Source organism: Microbacterium sp. SLBN-154 (assembly GCF_006715565.1).
Lineage (GTDB): Bacteria > Actinomycetota > Actinomycetes > Actinomycetales > Microbacteriaceae > Microbacterium.
Genome location: NZ_VFNL01000001.1, coordinates 2,474,961 through 2,492,055, shown reverse-complemented (window position 1 = coordinate 2,492,055; position 17,095 = coordinate 2,474,961). Strand labels below are relative to the sequence as shown.

Annotated in this window: 8 protein-coding genes; 6 read left to right on the top strand and 2 right to left on the bottom strand. The window is 70.6% G+C overall.

Annotation, left to right across the window (positions count from 1 at the left end; translation table 11 throughout):
• The first annotated feature begins 11 nt into the window (after nucleotides 1-11).
• Together FBY40_RS12065 and FBY40_RS12060 are read left to right on the top strand one after the other, a co-directional pair.
• Nucleotides 12-3,251 (top strand): ATP-dependent helicase, encoded by a 3,240-nt coding sequence (locus FBY40_RS12065; RefSeq protein ID WP_235014847.1) that lies wholly within the window; start codon nucleotides 12-14, stop codon nucleotides 3,249-3,251.
• Entirely contained in the window at nucleotides 3,248-6,568 is a 3,321-nt protein-coding gene (locus FBY40_RS12060) for an ATP-dependent DNA helicase (protein ID WP_235014846.1), read from the top strand. The genes FBY40_RS12065 and FBY40_RS12060 overlap by 4 nt, the downstream gene beginning before the upstream one ends.
• Nucleotides 6,569-6,580: 12 nt before the next feature.
• Here the strand turns inward: FBY40_RS12060 and FBY40_RS12055 are convergent, their stop codons facing one another.
• The gene (locus tag FBY40_RS12055; protein ID WP_141938988.1) at nucleotides 6,581-7,813 is read right to left on the bottom strand and encodes a phosphotransferase; all 1,233 of its coding nucleotides are present in this window, start codon (nucleotides 7,811-7,813) and stop codon (nucleotides 6,581-6,583) included.
• A 77-nt stretch (nucleotides 7,814-7,890) separates the two neighbouring features.
• On the opposite strand from FBY40_RS12055, the gene nudC reads away from it, so the two are divergent.
• A complete protein-coding gene (gene nudC, locus FBY40_RS12050) occupies nucleotides 7,891-8,811 on the top strand; it encodes an NAD(+) diphosphatase (protein WP_141938986.1) in 921 nt (306 codons plus the stop codon).
• Nucleotides 8,808-10,595 (top strand): ATP-dependent helicase, encoded by a 1,788-nt coding sequence (locus FBY40_RS12045; protein WP_141938984.1) that lies wholly within the window; start codon nucleotides 8,808-8,810, stop codon nucleotides 10,593-10,595. The genes nudC and FBY40_RS12045 overlap by 4 nt, the downstream gene beginning before the upstream one ends.
• A gap of 764 nt (nucleotides 10,596-11,359) precedes the next feature.
• Here the strand turns inward: FBY40_RS12045 and FBY40_RS12040 are convergent.
• Nucleotides 11,360-12,673, bottom strand: coding sequence for a zinc-dependent metalloprotease (locus FBY40_RS12040; RefSeq protein ID WP_141940164.1), 1,314 nt, complete (start codon nucleotides 12,671-12,673; stop codon nucleotides 11,360-11,362).
• Between the two features lie 197 nt (nucleotides 12,674-12,870).
• On the opposite strand from FBY40_RS12040, the gene FBY40_RS12035 reads away from it, so the two are divergent.
• Complete coding sequence (locus tag FBY40_RS12035; protein WP_200829983.1) at nucleotides 12,871-14,013, top strand: YlbL family protein; 1,143 nt, start codon at nucleotides 12,871-12,873, stop codon at nucleotides 14,011-14,013.
• Between the two features lie 79 nt (nucleotides 14,014-14,092).
• Nucleotides 14,093-17,017: a UPF0182 family membrane protein gene (locus tag FBY40_RS12030; RefSeq protein WP_141938982.1), complete on the top strand. Its 2,925-nt coding sequence runs from the start codon at nucleotides 14,093-14,095 to the stop codon at nucleotides 17,015-17,017.
• Nucleotides 17,018-17,095 lie beyond the last annotated feature (78 nt).

Below are 17,095 nucleotides of genomic sequence, written 5' to 3'. Positions count from 1 at the left end.
AGCGTCGAAGCGTGACATCGACCGACCTTCTCGCGCTGGTGCCCGCACCGCCGGACGCGGGGGCCGACGACGGCGCCACCCCGGTTCTGGACGAGGATCAGTCGGCGGTGGTCAGGCTCCCTGTCGACGCCTCAGGCGTGGTGGTGGGCGCCCCGGGGTCGGGCAAGACCCTCACCGTCGTCGAAAGGTTCCGACGCCTCGTCGTGGAGGGCGCCGACCCGGACGAGATCCTCGTCCTCACGCCCACCCGGCAGACCGCCACGGCCCTGCGCGACCGGCTGTCGCTGGCCGCGGGTCGGGCGACCTCCGGTGCTCCCGCCCGTTCGGTGCCCTCGTTCGCGTTCCAGATCGTGCGCGCCGCCGAGGTGGCCTCCGGCGGGGAAGCGCCGCAGCTGCTGACGGGCGGCGACGAAGACCAGCTGCTGCGCGACCTGCTCGACGGTGACGCAGAGGACGAGGCAGCCGGTCGACCCCGCGGCTGGCCGGAATGGCTCGGGCCCGAGATCCGGGCGACGGCGGGGTTCCGCACGGAGGTGCGCACCTTCCTCGCCGAATGCACCACCCTGGGAGTCGAACCGACCGCACTCGAGCGCCTGGGCCGGCGGCACGGGGTGGAGGTGTGGCATCCGCTGGCGACGTTCTTCCGGGAGTACCTCGACGTGCGGGCGGCGATGCGCGGAGCGCATCGCGATGCCGCGGGGCTCGTCCGCGAAGCTGTCGGGATGATCCGCGGAGCGCGCGACGCCGAAGCCGCGCGCGCGGCCGCCGGAGGGGTGCGCGTTCTGCTCGTCGACGACGCACAGGAGCTCACGCTTGGTGCGATCGAACTGCTCGAGGCCTGCGCCGCCCGGGGCGTCGCCGTGCTGGCCTTCGGCGACCCGGACGTCGGGGCGGGCGCGTTCCGGGGTGCGTCGCCGGAAAACTTCGCACGGTTGGCCGCCTCACTGCAGACGGTGCATGTGCTCGGGCAGGGACACCGCGGCACACGCGCTCAGCGTGAGACGGTACGCCGAGTGGTCGAGCGGATCGGTGCCGCCGGGGTCGTGGCGCACCGCCGCGCGCCCGACCCCGGCGCAGGGGATTCCTCCGTACGGGCGCTTCTGCTGAGGTCTGCCGCGGAGGAGTTCGACACCGTCGCGCGGATCCTTCGCGAACGTCACCTGCTCGACGGCGTGCCGTGGCGGGAATTGGCGGTGATCGCCCATGACAGTCGCCAGGTGGCGGCGCTCGAGACCGAACTCGCGGCGCGAGAGGTCCCGGCGCGTTCCCAGGGCGCGGGTCGTGCGCTGGGGGAGGTGCGCGCCGTCCGCGACATCCTCCGCCTCGTGGAACTTGCTCACCGGCCCGTCGAGGAGTGGTCGGCCGACGATGTCTCCGCCGCCCTCGAGGGTGTGTGCGGCCGCCTCGATGCCATCGAGCTGCGCAGATTGCGCACAGGGCTGCGGCATCGGGAGATCGCCGAGGGCGGCGACCGCTCGGGGCGCGACCTGCTGCTGTCGGCGATGATCCATCCGCTCGAGTGGGAGCTGGTCGACACCCGGGAAGCCCGACGCGCTGCCGTGGTGGCCGACACCCTTGCGCGCCTTCGGGAACAGGTGGCTCAGGACGCCACCGTTCACGAGCTGCTGTGGACGGCGTGGGAGCGCAGTCGCCTGGAGCGTGCGTGGGTGGAGCAGGCGAAGGGCCACGGCCCCCTCGCCGATCAGGCCGGTCGTGACCTCGATGCGATGGTCGCGCTCTTCCAGGCGGCGAAGCGCTTCGTCGAACGTCCCGTCGACGGGGATGCGCGCGCGTTCATCCGGAGCATCCTCGACAGCGCTGTGGCCGACGACCGATTGGATGCCGCGCTTGCGCACGACGTCGTCGCGGTGCTGACGCCGGCAGCGGCACTCGGCCTGGATGTGGACACGGTGATCGTGGCCGGCGTCCAGGACGGGGTCTGGCCGAACACGCGTCACCGCGGAAGTCTTCTCGAGACGTGGCGGCTCGCCGATGCCGCGCATCATCCCGGTGGAGCCGGCCCCGGCGTCTCGGGCCCGGACCGGCGTCGCGCGGCCCTCCACGATGAACTTCGTCTCTTCGCCCGGGCGCTGTCACGCTCGCGGTCGCAGACCGTGATCACCGCCGTCGACGACGACGATCGGGGGCCGAGCGTCTTCTTCGACCTTCTTCCCGATCCCGAGGCCCCCGCCGCAGCGTCGGAGCACCCTCTGAGCCTGCGAGGCGTCGTCGCGGTCCACCGTCGCACGCTGACGGAGCCCGACGCTCAGTCCGACCTGCCCGGCGTCCGCGCCGCGGCAGGGCAGCTGGCTCTGCTGGCGGCCGCGGGGGTGCCCGGCGCGTCACCGGAGGAGTGGTACGGGGTGCGCCCGCCGACATCGAGCGGACCGCTGCGCGATCTCGCACATGAGCGGGTGCGGGTGTCACCGTCCCGGTTGCACACCCTCGAGGAGTGCGAACTGAACTGGCTCATCGGCGAGCTCGGGGGCGATCCCGGGAGCACGACCGCGGGCGTCGGGACGATCATCCACGCCGCCCTCGAGGTCGCCACCGTGGGGACGGACGAAGACACCCTCTGGGAGGTGGTCGAGCGGCGCTGGCACGAGCTGGTGTTCGACGCGGCGTGGCAGGGTCGTGCCGAGCGGGCCCGGGCACGCGAACTCGTGCGGCGACTGGCGCGCTACCTCCACCGGTTCGATGCCGACGGGGGCCGGCTCCTGGACGCCGAACCCCACTTCGAGGTCCCGCTGATCTTCGACCCCGAGCGACCGGGCGGGCTCACCGTTGGCGGGTCGACGGACAGCGACGGCGGGGAGCGTGCGACGAGGGCTCCGGCGGTGCTGTCGGGATACATCGACCGCGTCGAGCTCACCGGGGACGGCACCGTGGTCATCGTGGATCTGAAGACCGGCAAGAGCGAGCCGCAGACGGACGCGAAGGTCGTCGATCACCCTCAGCTCGCGGCCTATCAGCTGGCCTTCGAGGCAGGCTCCATCGCCGGGACGGCAGGGCTGCCTTCCGGAGGGGCCCGCCTGCTCGTGCTCCGGCCGACCTCTCAGCGGGAATTCGTGACTCCGACGCAGCCGCCTTTCGACGAGGGACGTCGGGCCGCCTTCCTCTCCCGCATCCACGCCGCGATCACGGTGATGACCGGCGAGTCCTTTCGCGCCCCGTACGAGGAGCACTGCCGGGACGAGCACAGTCATGGGCTCTGCCGGATCCACACCATCGGGGCGGTGAGCGCGTCGTGACCGTCGCACAACCGGCGCGCCTGACGGCCGCGGTCATCGCCGCCGCGCTCGGACAGTTCCCGCCCACGGCCGAGCAGGCGGCGGTGATCGAGTCGCCGCTGCGTCCCGCGCTCGTGGTCGCAGGAGCCGGCAGCGGGAAGACCGAGACCATGGCCGGTCGGGTCGTGTGGCTCATCGCGAACGGCTTCGTGCGCCGTGACGCCGTCCTCGGACTGACCTTCACCCGAAAGGCGGCCGGCGAGCTGGCCGAGCGCATACAGCGTCGTCTGCGCCGGCTCGGCGAATTCGAGGCTGCCGGGTTGCTCCCCCTTCTGCCCGAGCTGCACGCCGCCGGCGCGCTGCAGTTCTTCTCCACCGAGAGTGCGCAACACGAGGCGACCCGACGGGGATATCTGCGCTCGCTCGCCGATCGTGCCGGCGTGAGCGGAGGCGGCGGGGCCGGCGATGATCTCCTCGAGCGGCCGGTCGTCGCGACCTACAACAGCTTCGCCGATCAGATCGTCCGCGAGCACGCGGTCCGTATCGGTCGTGACACCGACACCGCCGTCCTGTCGGAGTCGGCCGCGTGGCTGCTGATGAGGCGAGTGGTCCTCGATTCCGACGATCCCCGCCTCGAGGATCGTCCCGAGGCGCTGCGCACCATCATCGACGCCGCGCTGCGCATCGCCCGCGACGGCGCCGACAACCTCGTCGACTTCGCTGAGCTGCGACGCTTCCCCGAGAGGTTCGCCGGAGTCCTGGATCGTCCCTCCAGCAAGGCGTCCGTCACCGTCTACAAAGACGTCGCTGACGCGGAGGGCCGGGTGTCGGCTCTCGCCCTGCTGTCGGACCTCGCTCGGGAGTATCTCGACGCGAAACGCCGACGCGGCGTCATCGACTTCTCCGACCAGGTGGCCGGGGCGCTGGAGGTGGTTCGTCAGCACGCCAGCGTGGCCGCCGAGCTGCGCGAGCGTTTCCGGGTCGTCCTCCTCGACGAGTATCAGGACACCTCGGTGATCCAGTCCGACCTGTTGGCCGAGCTGTTCGCCGGTACCGGGGTGATGGCGGTGGGCGACCCCCATCAGGCGATCTACGGCTGGCGCGGAGCGAGCGCGGGCAACCTGGGCGGATTCTCCGCCGCCTTCTCGGGCGAGGCGGGCTGTGGCGAATACGCCCTGATGACCAGCTGGCGCAACAGCCGTGACGTCCTGCGCGCCGCGGGCGCCGTCCTCGCGCCCCTCGCTCCGCGCTCGCCGGTCGCCGTGGCCGAGCTCCGCCCGCGGCCGGACGCGCCGGAGGGTGCGATCGAGATCGCCGTCGAAGCCGATATCGACGCCGAGACGGAGCGGGTGGCCGACTGGTTCGGGCGGGTGCGCTCCGAGCGGCGTCGTGCCGGTCTCCCCACCACCGGCGCCATCCTCTTCCGCAGCAAGAAGCACATGGTGCGTTTCGGGGACGCCCTGGGGCGACGAGGTATCGCGCATCGCATCCTGGGCCTGGGCGGATTGCTCTCCACGCCTGAGGTGGTCGATGTCGTCAGCGCTCTCCGCGTCATCAGCGACCCCACCGCAGGTTCGTCCCTCATCCGCCTCCTCGCGGGTCCGCGGTGGGGTATCGGGCTGGCCGACCTCCGCGCGCTCGCCGAACTCGCCCGGCGCCTCGCGAGCCACGACTCCGCACTGAAACCTCTCGACGACATCGTCGCGGAGCGGGTCCGCGCCGGTGCGGGGGAGGACCGCGCATCGCTGGTCGACGCCCTGGATTTCGTGGTGCGCTCCGCGCCCGATCACGGCTGGCTCGCGGCCTTCACGCCCGAGGCGCGCGCGCGTCTGAAGGAGGCGGGGGCCGTGTTCGCGGGGCTCCGCCATGCCGCCGGCGCGCCCCTGCCCGAGCTCATCCGCCTGATCGAGTCGGAACTGCTGCTGGACATCGAACTCGCCTCGAACGAGGCGCGCGGGCCCATGCGGATCGCCTCGGCACAGCTGCGGGCGTTCCTCGATGAGGTGCACGCCTTCCTCGCCGCCGACGACACGGGGTCGTTGGCGAGCCTCCTGGCATGGCTCGATCACGCTGAGAAGGTCGATGAGTTCGCTCCCCGGACGGAGCCTCCCGAAGACGATGTCGTCCAGTTGCTGACGATCCACGGATCGAAGGGTCTGGAATGGGATGCCGTCGCCGTGGTCCGCATGGTCACCGACGAACTGCCCTCCGCCGCGAAGGACACGAAGGGGTGGCTGGGCTTCGGGGTTCTGCCCTACGAGTTCCGGGGAGATGCGGCATGGCTTCCGCCCCTGCCGTGGCGGGCGGAGGTCGCTCCCACCCAGCAGGATCTCAAGCGCGAGATCGACGCTTTCGTCGCCGCCCATCGCGCCCGGCAGCTCGACGAGGACCGACGGCTGGCCTATGTCGCCGTCACACGCGCGCGTGAGCACCTGTTGTTGACCGCCTCGCCCTGGTCGGGGACGAAACGGCCGAGGACCACGGGGGTGTTCCTTCGCGAGATCGCCGATGCACTCGGCATCGACATCGACGAGCCCGATCTCGAGTCCAATCCGTTCGACGGCGACCGAAGGATCCTCCCGTGGCCCATCGATCCGCTCGGGGCCCGTCGAGAGCGCGTCGAGGGGGCGGCGCGCCTGGTGCGGGAGGCGCTGGATGCGCCTCCGGTCACCCCGGACGACGAGGTGCGGATGCTGCTGGCTGAACGTCGTGCGCGTGCACGACACCGTTCCGGGCCCCTCCCCACCCGTATCCCGGCCTCGCGGTACAAGGACGTCGTTCCCCTGGACGGCGCACCCGCCGAGACGAGCTCGCGTCCGCTACCTGAGCGCCCCTACCGCCAGACGCGTATCGGGACGCTCTTCCACGAGTGGGTGGAACGGCGATCGGGGATCGCCGGGCGCGCGGCGTCACTGGACGACGCGCTCTGGGACGACCTCGATGAGGGGGACACCGGACCGATCGGCGTCGACGCCGCTGTCCCCGGGACGCGAGGAGTCGATGAGCTGGCTCGGCTGCAGGAGCGCTTCCTGGCCTCCGAGTGGGCGGATCTCCAGCCGATCGAGGTGGAGAGCGAGATCGACTTCACCATGGACGGTCCCGACGGTCGCCCCCACGTCATAATTTGCAAGCTCGACGCGGTGTACCGTCGCGGCGAGCGCGTGGAGATCGTCGACTGGAAGACCGGCGCGCCGCCGAAGAACGCGCGGGAGCGCAAGGAGCGCATGGTGCAGCTCGAGCTCTACCGTCGGGCCTATCACGCCAAGCACGGCATCCCGGTGTCGCAGATCGACGTGGCGCTCTACTACGTCGCGGACGACCTCGTCCTGCGAGGGTGAGCGGCGCCGGCGCTACTCCGACACGGCCCAGCGCCGCAGCGCCGCCTGCGACGCCCGCTCCGCTTCGCCGACGTCGTCCAGTCGTTCGCGAACCGGACCGAGGTCCAGCGGTGCGGTGTCGGCCGGCGCCGCCGACCGCCCTTGTGCGGGCGCGTCCTCGGCGGGGTCCTGTTCGTCTGCATCGTCACCGAACCATGCCGATACCTCGGCGGGGTCGTAGGCGTCGGTCTGCATCGAGGTGTCCACGACCGTCGCGGCAGGTCCCGGCACGCGGTCGAGCAATGCGATCGCATCGTCGACGTCGCCGCGATCCTGGGGCACGATGTCGTCGCCGGCCACGCCGGCGGCCAGCGACTCCAGGAGCTCCACGGCGTCGTCGACGACGTCGGACCGCCCCGTCTCCTGCCCGTGCACGAGCCATTTGGCGAACTCCAGCTCCGCGTACAGCCGAGCCCGCTCGCGAAGCAGACCGTCCGGGGCGTGAACGCTGCGGGCGAGGTAGGAGGCGAAGACGTCGTCAGCGGCGTCGGGGGCAGAGGCCAGCCACATGAAGTCGCCCGCCGGATCGCCCACACTCAGCCCATGCCAGTCCAAGACGCCGGTGACACGGGGTTCGCCGGCGAAGTCCTCGAAGAGGAACGATGACGCGCCGGCACCGCCGAGCACGACGGTGGTCTCGAACCGCCACAGCTCCTCGGCGTTCAGAGCCTGGCTCCAGCGCACGTCGAGGCTCGGGGGAAGACGTCGGGTCGCCACGGCGCGCTCGACGGTCCGCTCGATGTCGTCGCGCAGCTGGCGGGTCGTTCGGGCGGGGAGTCCTTCGTCGCGGACGACCGAGACGGGGAGGGCGTGGATGGCCGCGATCGCCTCTCCGAGAGACGTGGCCGCCCCGCGGCCCGCGGGCAGGTGCGGCGGATCGACGCGATAGCCCGGCAGGAAGTCGGCCACGACGGCACGACCGCCGACGAGGGATGTCTGGCCCAGCACGGTCGGCACGCGGAAGGGGAGAAGCCCGCGCACACCGGACGTGAGCACGGTCAGTGCGCGCACCTCGGCAGCCGTCTCCGTCGCCGCGCCGTCATCGACCGGGGCGCGCACGACAACGCGGCGTCCGTCATCGAGATCGACCAGCGCGGAGTCGTATCGTCCGGCGCTGTTCTCCGTCAGCGCAGCGACGCCGACGACGCCTGCGCCGGGCAGAGCCGAGGTCACCGACGCGGCTAGAGTGAGGGGTGAGCGTGCCATGAGCCCAGGGTAGGTCGGGCATGCCGCCGGGCCTTCGCGCCACGCCCTGGCTCATCGACCAACGCGGGAAGGTCTCGATGACATCCTCCGACAGCGCCCGAACGCGGTGGGACCGTGCCGCGGATGAACGCAACATCGCGGAGCTCATCCCGATGGTCCTCGGCGATCCCGCGACGCGCGTCCTCGCGGTCTCGGGGGAGCGGGTGCGCCTGCGCGACGGTGGTCTCGCGTGGGACACGGTGAGCCGGTGGGCCGGCCCCGCGGCTGCCGGTCAGGTCGACGAGTGGGCGTTCCTGGGTCGAGACGAGCATGGCGCGGCCCTGGTGATGGCCGTGCTCGCCGCCGACACCGGCGCGCCGGGGGACGATGACGCGTCGGTCACGACCGAGTCGCTGCGGGTTGCCGCCCCTGACCTGGATCGCACCGAGGCGGCGCTTGCCGTCACCGGGGTGAGTCTCGCACGGTGGCTGCTCGACGCGCCGTTCTGTCCGGCCTGCGGCGCTCGCACCGAGGTCCTCCAGGCGGGGTGGTCGCGCCGTTGCCCGTCCTGCGGACGGGAGCACTTTCCCCGCACCGACCCGGCCGTGATCGTCGCGATCACGAACCGCGATGACCCTGATCGTCTGCTGCTCGGGTCGAATGCCGCGTGGCCCGATCAGCGGTACTCCTGCTTCGCGGGGTTCGTCGAGGCGGGCGAGTCGCTCGAGGGCGCGGTCCGTCGGGAGGTTCGGGAGGAGGCCGGAGTGGAGGTCGGAGAGGTGCGCTACCGGGCCTCGCAGGCGTGGCCGTACCCGCGTTCGCTCATGGTGGGGTTCAACGCCGAGGCCGTCGACGCCGGCTCTGCCCGGCCGGACGGTGAGGAGATCGTGAGCGTGCGGTGGTTTCATCGCCAGGAGATCGGCGACGCCCTCGATGGACGCGGGGATCTTCTGCTGCCCGGGCCGGCGTCGATCGCGCATCGGCTCATCCGCGAGTGGCATGCGGCGGGATCGCTGTGAACGGTCCGCTCGAACACCTCGACGAGCAACAGCTCGAGGCGGTGACCGCGCTGCGCGGACCCGTCGTGGTGCTCGCGGGGGCCGGAACCGGCAAGACCCGCGTCATCACCCACCGCATCGCGCACGGAGTCGATACCGGCGCCTACTCGCCGGGTCGCGTGATGGCGGTGACCTTCACCACGAAAGCCGCCGGAGAAATGCGCGCGCGTCTTCGGGCCCTCGGGGTCGAAGGGGTTTCCGCACGGACTTTCCATGCGACGGCGCTGGCGCAGTTGAACTACTTCTGGCCGACGCTCGCCGGGGACTCCATGCCGTCGATCGTCGACAACAAGGTGCGACTTCTGGCACACGCTGCCGATGGAATCGGACTCGAGCCCGACACCGCGACTCTGCGGGACGTCGCCAGCGAGATCGAGTGGCGGAAGGTCACGATGCGCTCGATCGAGGAGTACGCCCGCGATCGACCCCAGGGGGCGGGGGGTCTCGACGTCGAGCGGGTGGCGCGTCTGCAGCGGGCGTACGAGGATCTGAAAGACCAGCGTCGGCAGATCGACTTCGAAGACGTCCTGCTGGCGTGCGCGGGGATGATCGAGGCCGAGCCGCGCGTGGCCGCGACCATCCACGAGCAGTACCGTCACTTCACCGTCGACGAGTATCAGGACGTCTCGCCCCTGCAGGCCCGCCTGCTCGAGCTGTGGCTCGGCGATCGACGCGACCTGTGCGTGGTCGGCGACGCCAGCCAGACCATCTACTCGTTCGCAGGAGCGGACCCGACGTTCCTGTTGGACTTCGAGCGGCGCCACGCCGACGCCCGCGTCATCCGTCTGGAACGCAACTACCGCTCCACGCAGGCGATCCTCGGGGTCGCCAACGCGCTGATGAAGGACCGTCCCGGTGCGCTGCGCCTGGTCGCTGCCGGACGGGAGGGGGGAGAGCATCCCGAGGACCGGACGGATGGCGCGAGCGACGCGCCGCTGCCGACGGTCACCGCATTCGACGATGAGCGCGACGAGGCTCGCGCGGTGGCTGCCCGCATCCGCGCACGCATCGCGGCGGGCGTCGATCCCGCCGGGATCGCGGTGCTCTACCGGGCCCACGCGCAGTCGGCCGAGCTGCTGCGGGCGCTTGCCGACGTCGGGATCGCGGCGAGCGTGCTCGGCGGTCGCCGGTTCTTCGATGTCCCCGAGGTGCGCCAAGCGGTCATGGCGTTGCGCGCCGCCGCCGTGGCACCCCTGACAGGGACGTTCGTGCAGGCGGTCCGCGATGTGCTGCGCTCGCTCGGACTGACGGACGACCCGCCGCCGGCCGGCGGCGCCGTGCGCGATGCGTGGGAGGCGCGGGCCGCTCTGCTCCGTCTGGCGGAGGAAGCGCCGGAGGGGACCACCCTGCGGGAGTTCGCCGACGACCTGCTCCGGCGCGCGAAGGTGCAGGAGGAGCCCACGCTCCGGACCGTGACGCTCGCCACCCTCCACGCGGCGAAAGGCTTGGAGTGGGATCACGTGCATCTCGTCGGCCTCGCGGAGGGGGTGCTGCCGATCTCCTACGCGCAGTCGTTCGAGACGATCGACGAGGAGCGACGACTGGCGTACGTGGGCATCACGCGGGCCGTGCGGACCTTGGATCTGAGCTGGTCGCGCGGAGTGCGTGATCGACGCCCGTCGCGCTTCCTGCAGGAGATCGGCACCCGCACTGTTCGTGCGGGCGGTGCCGGCGGGATCGGAGGGCCGACGCGGTCGTCAAGACAAGCTCGGTCGTCGTCGACGGCGTCGTCCCCTCGCCGCTGAGGAGCCGCACCGCTCGCGCTGCGGCCTCGACCAGAAGGGTCGCCGAGACGTCGGAGATCGGCCGCCCGCAAAGCTGGGCCGCCAGCAGCGGCCATCCGCCGTCCGCATCGGTGGCCGTGAGAGCCACGCAGCTGAGGCAGGCCGTGACACCCGGCACGACGAGGGGACCGACGCGCACGCGGCTCCCGGCCACGATGAACGGCAGATGCGTCACGTCTGCGGCCATCAGAGCGGCGGCCCGAGCGGGGTGGACGAGGTGAGCCGCGAGGGCGATCACCGGCACGGCGGGATCCGATGGCGGATCGCCGGGCCAGACGGCGCGTTCCCACGCGAGACCGCAGCACGCCATCGCATCCTGGAGCGTCTCGATCACCGCCGGGGCGACATCGTCTCCGACCTGGATGACCGCTCGGGTCGGAGACGCCGAGCGTGGTCGTTCCAGTGCCGGTGAGATCTCGGCGAGGAAGTCCTCTGCGGCTCCCGCGGGGGCCCCCAGCGAGGCCGCCACCAGCGGCAGGGCCGCGGCGGGAAGACCATTGCCCAGCTCGTGGAGCAGACGCTCCTGCCACACGGTCGGAGTGGTCAGTGTCGCCACCGCATCCAGCCCGAACTGCACCGCCCAGGGGGAGCGCCACAGCGGGGGGAAGGCCGGGTCCAATCGGAGCATGCCCCGATCCTCGTCGCTGTAATCGCCGCGGCGCGACTGTCCACAGGTCCGGGGTGCTTCCACCCGCATCGCACACCTGTGCAGGAGAGGTCGGGCCTCACACCGGTCGGGGATCCTCCGGTCCGTCCGGGTCGGCCTCACCCGATAGAAGGCGTTCGAGCGCATCGTCCATCTCGTCACGCGCCGGCGCTTCGCCCCGCGCGCGTGCCTGCAGTCGCGCGACCAGCGCCGACGGGTCGTCGATGTCATCGGCTCCGGGCATGAGGTCGGGGTAGTCCCACAGGCTGTCCCGACCGGCGATGCCGACCGCATCCGTCACCGTCCGCCACATCGCGGCAGCCTCCCGCATACGCCGCGGCCGGAGCTCGAGGCCCACCAGCGAGCCCAGTGCGCGTTCGGCGGGCCCCCCGACCGCGCGGCGGCGGCGGACCGCTTCGGCGATCCGCGCGGCGGAGGGAAGGCGGGAGGTGGCGTCCTCGGTGACCACGTCCACCCACCCCTCGATGGTCGCGAGCAGGTTCTCCAGGCGGGAGAGGGCGGCGTTCTGCGCGTCGGTGCGCGGGGGAAGAAGAGCGCCGCTCTCCAGGGCCCGGCGCAGCTCGTCGGGCTCGGACGGATCGAATCGCGTCGCGAGGTCCTCCAGCGCATCGGTGTCGACGTGGATCGCACGAGCGAACTCGGTGACCTGAGAGATGACGTGCAGGCGCAGCCAGCGCGCGTGGCGGAACAGGCGCGCGTGTGCGAGCTCGCGGGCGGCGACGTAGAGCGCCAGCTGATCGTCCGGGATCTCCAGGTCGCGCCCGAAGTCGGTGAAGTTCTGCGGCAGGATGGCCGCTTCGCCATCGGGCATGAGCGGAATGCCCACGTCTCCGCCGCTGACGACCTCCTTGGACAGGTTTCCGACGACCTGGCCCAGCTGTGAGGCGAACAGCGAGCCGCCGACGGTGCGCATGAGCCGGCCGGCACCTTCGACCAGCGCCCGCATCTCCTCCGGAGCCTGCTCGCTGAGCGCGCGGGTGAGAGCATCGGTGATGCTCGTGGCCACCGGCTCGGCCAGTTCCTGCCAGACGGGAAGCGTCGCCTCGACCCAGGCGCCCCGCGTGATGACCTTCGGCGTCGTCGACAGATCCGACACCGAAGTCGCCTCGCCGAGCCACAGGTTCGCCAGCGAGAACGCCTGGTCGAGGTCGGTCCGCTGGCCGCCCGTGACGCTCAATCCGTCCTGGTTGGCGATGTGGAGGGCGCCGCGCTTGGTCATGTCCCACGGGATGCCGTCGCTGCCGGCGGCGAACGCCCCCTGGAGCTGCGACATGATCGTCTGCATCATGGCGGGATCGATGTTCATCCCCGACAGTCGGGCGAGCGCCTCCGGGTCGGGAGCGCCGCCACCTCCGCCGAACAGTTGGCGCATGAGCTCCTGGAACTCATCCTCGGGGCTGCGGTCGTCGTCTGGCACGTGTATCGCCCTCTCAGCCGGGTCAAAGACGTGGTGTCTACGCTAGTCGCACGGATGATCGCACTCTCCGAACAGACCGGACGAACCCTTACGCCGGTCGCGAACGATCAGCGACATCGGCACGAGGCTCACGGCAGGAAGCAGGGACACCGGTGGTGCTGTTCGACGAGAAGGTGACGGTCACGCCGCCGCCACGGCGGCCGATGAGCCGAGCCACGCTGGCGGGCATCTGGGCGCTGGTGGTCGCGCTGGTCGTGCTGCTGGTCCTCACCTTCCTCCCCACCGCCTATGTGATCCAGCAGCCCGGACCGGTGTACAACACTCTGGGCACCGCGCAGAACGCCGACGGTGAGGACGTTCCGCTCATCACCGTCGACGGGGCGGAGACCTACCCCACCGACGGTTCGCTGGACCTTCTCACCGTGCAGGTCGTCGGCAACCCGCAGCGGACGCCCTCGTGGCTGGAGCTCGCCGGCGCATGGTTCGACCGCACCCGCGCGGTCCTTCCCCTCGAGTCGGTCTTCCCCGCGGGGCAGACCACCGAGCAGCGTCGGAATCAGAGCACCATGATGATGGTCAACTCCCAGCAGGACGCCACGGCGGCGGCGCTCACAGAGGCGGGATACGATGTGCCGTCGGACATCGTGGTCTACGACTTCTCCGAGGGCGCCGCCTCGCAAGCCGTCCTGGAGGTCGATGACATCATTCTGGCGGCCAACGGCATTCCCATCGACGGTGTCGTGGATCTGCGTGAGGTCATCAACGACGGCGACGGCGACGACGTCGAACTGACGATCCTGCGAGACGGCGCGGAGCAGACCGTGACGGTCACGCCGACCGAGCAGACGGACGCGAACGGCACCACCTCGTGGGTCATCGGCGTCGTGCTCGCCACCGAGTTCGATTTCCCCATCGACGTGCAGATCCAGTTGAACAACGTCGGCGGCCCGAGCGCCGGGATGATGTTCGCCCTCGGCATCGTCGACCTTCTTTCTCCCGGTGACCTGACCGGCGGCGAGGATGTCGCCGGCACCGGCACCATCACCGCCGACGGCGCCGTCGGCCCCATCGGCGGCATCCGCCAGAAGATGTGGGGCGCGGTCGGCGCCGGCGCGGAGTGGTTCCTCGCCCCGCAGGCCAACTGCGACGAGGTCGTCGGGCACGTCCCCGACGGGCTGCGCGTCTTCGCCGTGGAGGATCTCGATGATGCCCTCACCGCCGTCGAGGCCGTGGCCGAGGGCGGCGACCTCGACGCGCTTCCCACCTGCACCGCGACCACGTCCGCGGCCGGCTGACCGACAACGGGCTGAGCGTTCGCCCTGACCACACCCGGCCCGCGCGTGGGCCGGGAAACGCCCTCTTAGGATTGACTCTGTGACCACGACCCCCGCGCCGCAGGCCGCACCCTCCCGATCCCGACGGGCGATCGCCATCACCCTTGCCGTGATCGCGGCACTCGTGGCGGCCTTCTTCATCTTCGCCAACCTCTACGCCGACTGGCTCTGGTACGACCAGCTGGAGTTCACCTCCGTGCTCGTGACCCAGTGGGTCGCGCGCGTGGTGATGTTCGCCGTCGGCTTCCTCGCCATGGGGATCCCGGTCTGGCTGGCCATCCAGCTGGCCTATCGGCTCCGGCCGGTCTATGCACGCCTGAGCTCGCAGCTCGATCGGTACCAGGAGGTCGTCGAGCCGCTGCGCCGGCTGGCCATGTGGGGAATCCCGGTCTTCTTCGGCTTCTTCGCGGGCTTCGCCGCCTCGACGCAGTGGGAGGTCACCTGGCTGTGGTTCAACGGGGTCCAGACCACTGTCACCGACCCCGAGTTCGGGCTGGACACCGGCTTCTACATGTTCGCGATGCCGTTCTACGGCGCCGTCCTGGGGTTCGCGTCGGCCGTGCTGCTGGTGTGCCTGCTGGTGTCGGGCCTCGTGGCGTACCTCTACGGCTCGGTCCGCGTCGGCCAGCGCGAACTGCGCATCTCCAAGGCGGCGCGCATCCAGCTCGCGATCATCGCCGGCCTGTACCTCCTCGTCCAGGCCGGAAGCCTCTGGCTCGACCGGTACCGCACCCTCGTCGAGCCCTACGACCGCATCACCGGCCCCGGCTACACCGGCGTCAATGCCGTCATCCCCGGCCAGACGATCCTCGCGATCGTCGCCGCGATCGTCGCGATCCTGTTCTTCATCACCGCCGTCATCGGTCGGTGGCGCTACCCCCTCATCGCCACGGCGCTCCTGGTCATCTCCGCCATCGTGGTCGGTGTCGGCTACCCGTGGGTGCTGAACACCTTCCAGGTGCGGCCGAATCAGCTCACGCTTGAGAGCGAGTACTACCAGCGCAACATCGACATGACGAAGATGGCCTACGGCATCGACGGGCTGGAGAAGACGGACTTCTCCGCCGTCACCGACGTCGAGCCCGGACAGTTGCGCGAGGACGCCGAGACGACGGCATCCATCCGCATCATGGACCCGGCCATCATCAGCCCGACCGTGCGGCAGCAGGAGCAGTACCGCGCGTTCTATCAGTTCCCCGAGACTCTGGACGTGGACCGGTACGAGATCGATGGGCAGTCGCAGGACACCATCGTCTCGGTGCGCGAGTTGGACGTGGAGCGACTCGGGCAGGCTTCGACCTGGCAGAACACCACCGTGGTGTACACCCACGGCTACGGCATGGTCGCAGCGCGCGGCAACGCGCGGACCGTCGAGGGCTTCCCCGAGTTCATCGAGCGGGGGATCCCGGTCTCCGGCGTCCTCACCGAGGAGGAGGAGTACCAGCCGCGCGTCTACTTCGGCGAGAATTCACCTCCCTACTCGATCGTCGGCGCTCCGGCGGGAACGGAGCCGTTCGAGCTCGACTACCCCTCCGGCGGGGACGGGGAGAGCGAGACCCGGTACACCTTCACCGGTGACGGGGGACCGAGCGTCGGCAACGTCTTCAACCGCCTCATCTACGCGCTGAAGTTCCAGTCGGAGCAGATCCTCTTCTCGGACTTCGTCAATGAGGAATCGCAGATCCTCTACGATCGCGATCCTCTGACGCGCGTGGAGAAGGTCGCCCCCTACCTGACGCTCGACAGCGACCCCTACCCGAGTGTGGTGGACGGCCGGATCGTCTGGATCGTCGACGGCTACACCCTGAGTGCGAACTACCCCTATTCGACGACGGTCAGTCTGCAGCAGGCGATCGCCGACGCCAACAACGTCCAGCCGCGGTTCGCGATCGATGACATCAACTACGTGCGCAACTCCGTCAAGGCCACCGTGGATGCCTACGACGGGTCGGTGACCCTGTACGCGTGGGACGAGGAGGACCCGATCCTCCAGGCCTGGCAGAAGGTCTACCCGTCGACGGTCGAGCCGATCAGCGAGATGTCGGCCGACCTCATGAGCCACGTGCGCTACCCGACCGATCTGTTCAAGATCCAGCGCGCGATGCTCGGCGTCTACCACGTCGATGACGCCCGGGCCTTCTACCAGCGCGACAACGCCTGGGCCACCCCGGAGGACCCGCAGGATCCCGGCAGCTTCCAGCCGCCGTACTACTCCACGATTCAGATGCCGGGTCAGGAGGCGCCGAGCTACTCGATGTTCACGACCTTCATCCCCTCCTCCGAGGGCGGGGCGAGCCGGAACGTGCTGATGGGGTATCTCGCGGTCGATTCCAATGCCGGATCCGAGGCGGGCGTGAAGAGCGAGGACTACGGCAAACTCCGGATGCTGGAGATCGATGCGGAGACCCCCGTGCCCGGGCCCGGCCAGGTGCAGAACACCTTCGACGCCGATCCGACGGTGTCGGCGCAGATCAACATCCTGTCGCAGGGTCAGTCCGACGTCCTCAACGGCAACCTCCTGACGCTCCCCGTCGGCGGCGGACTGCTGTACGTCCAGCCGGTGTTCGTACAGTCCTCGGGCGGCACGCAGCTGCCGACGCTGCAGCGCGTGCTCGTCGCCTTCGGTGACCGGATCGCGTTCGAGAACACGCTGAACGAGGCGCTGGACACCCTCTTCGGCGGGGACTCGGGGGCCACGGCCGGTGACACGGACGTGCCACCGGACGCCAACCCGACGCCGACGCCGACGCCGACTCCGTCGCCCTCCGAGACCGGTGACGCCGGGGAGGCCCCGGCGCCAACGGTCCCGCCCGCCGGTGAGTACGAGGCGGCGCTGCAGGAGGCTCAGGACGCGATGATGGATCGCCAGGAGGCACTGCAGGCGGCCGACTGGGCGGCCTACGGCGAAGCCGACGCGCGTCTGACGGCGGCCGTGGAGCGGCTCATCGAGCTCGGCGACCAGTAGGAGACCTCGACGCGAGAGACAGCAGAGCGGATGCCCCGGCACCGCGTCCCCCACGGGGGCGCCGGACCGGGGCATCCG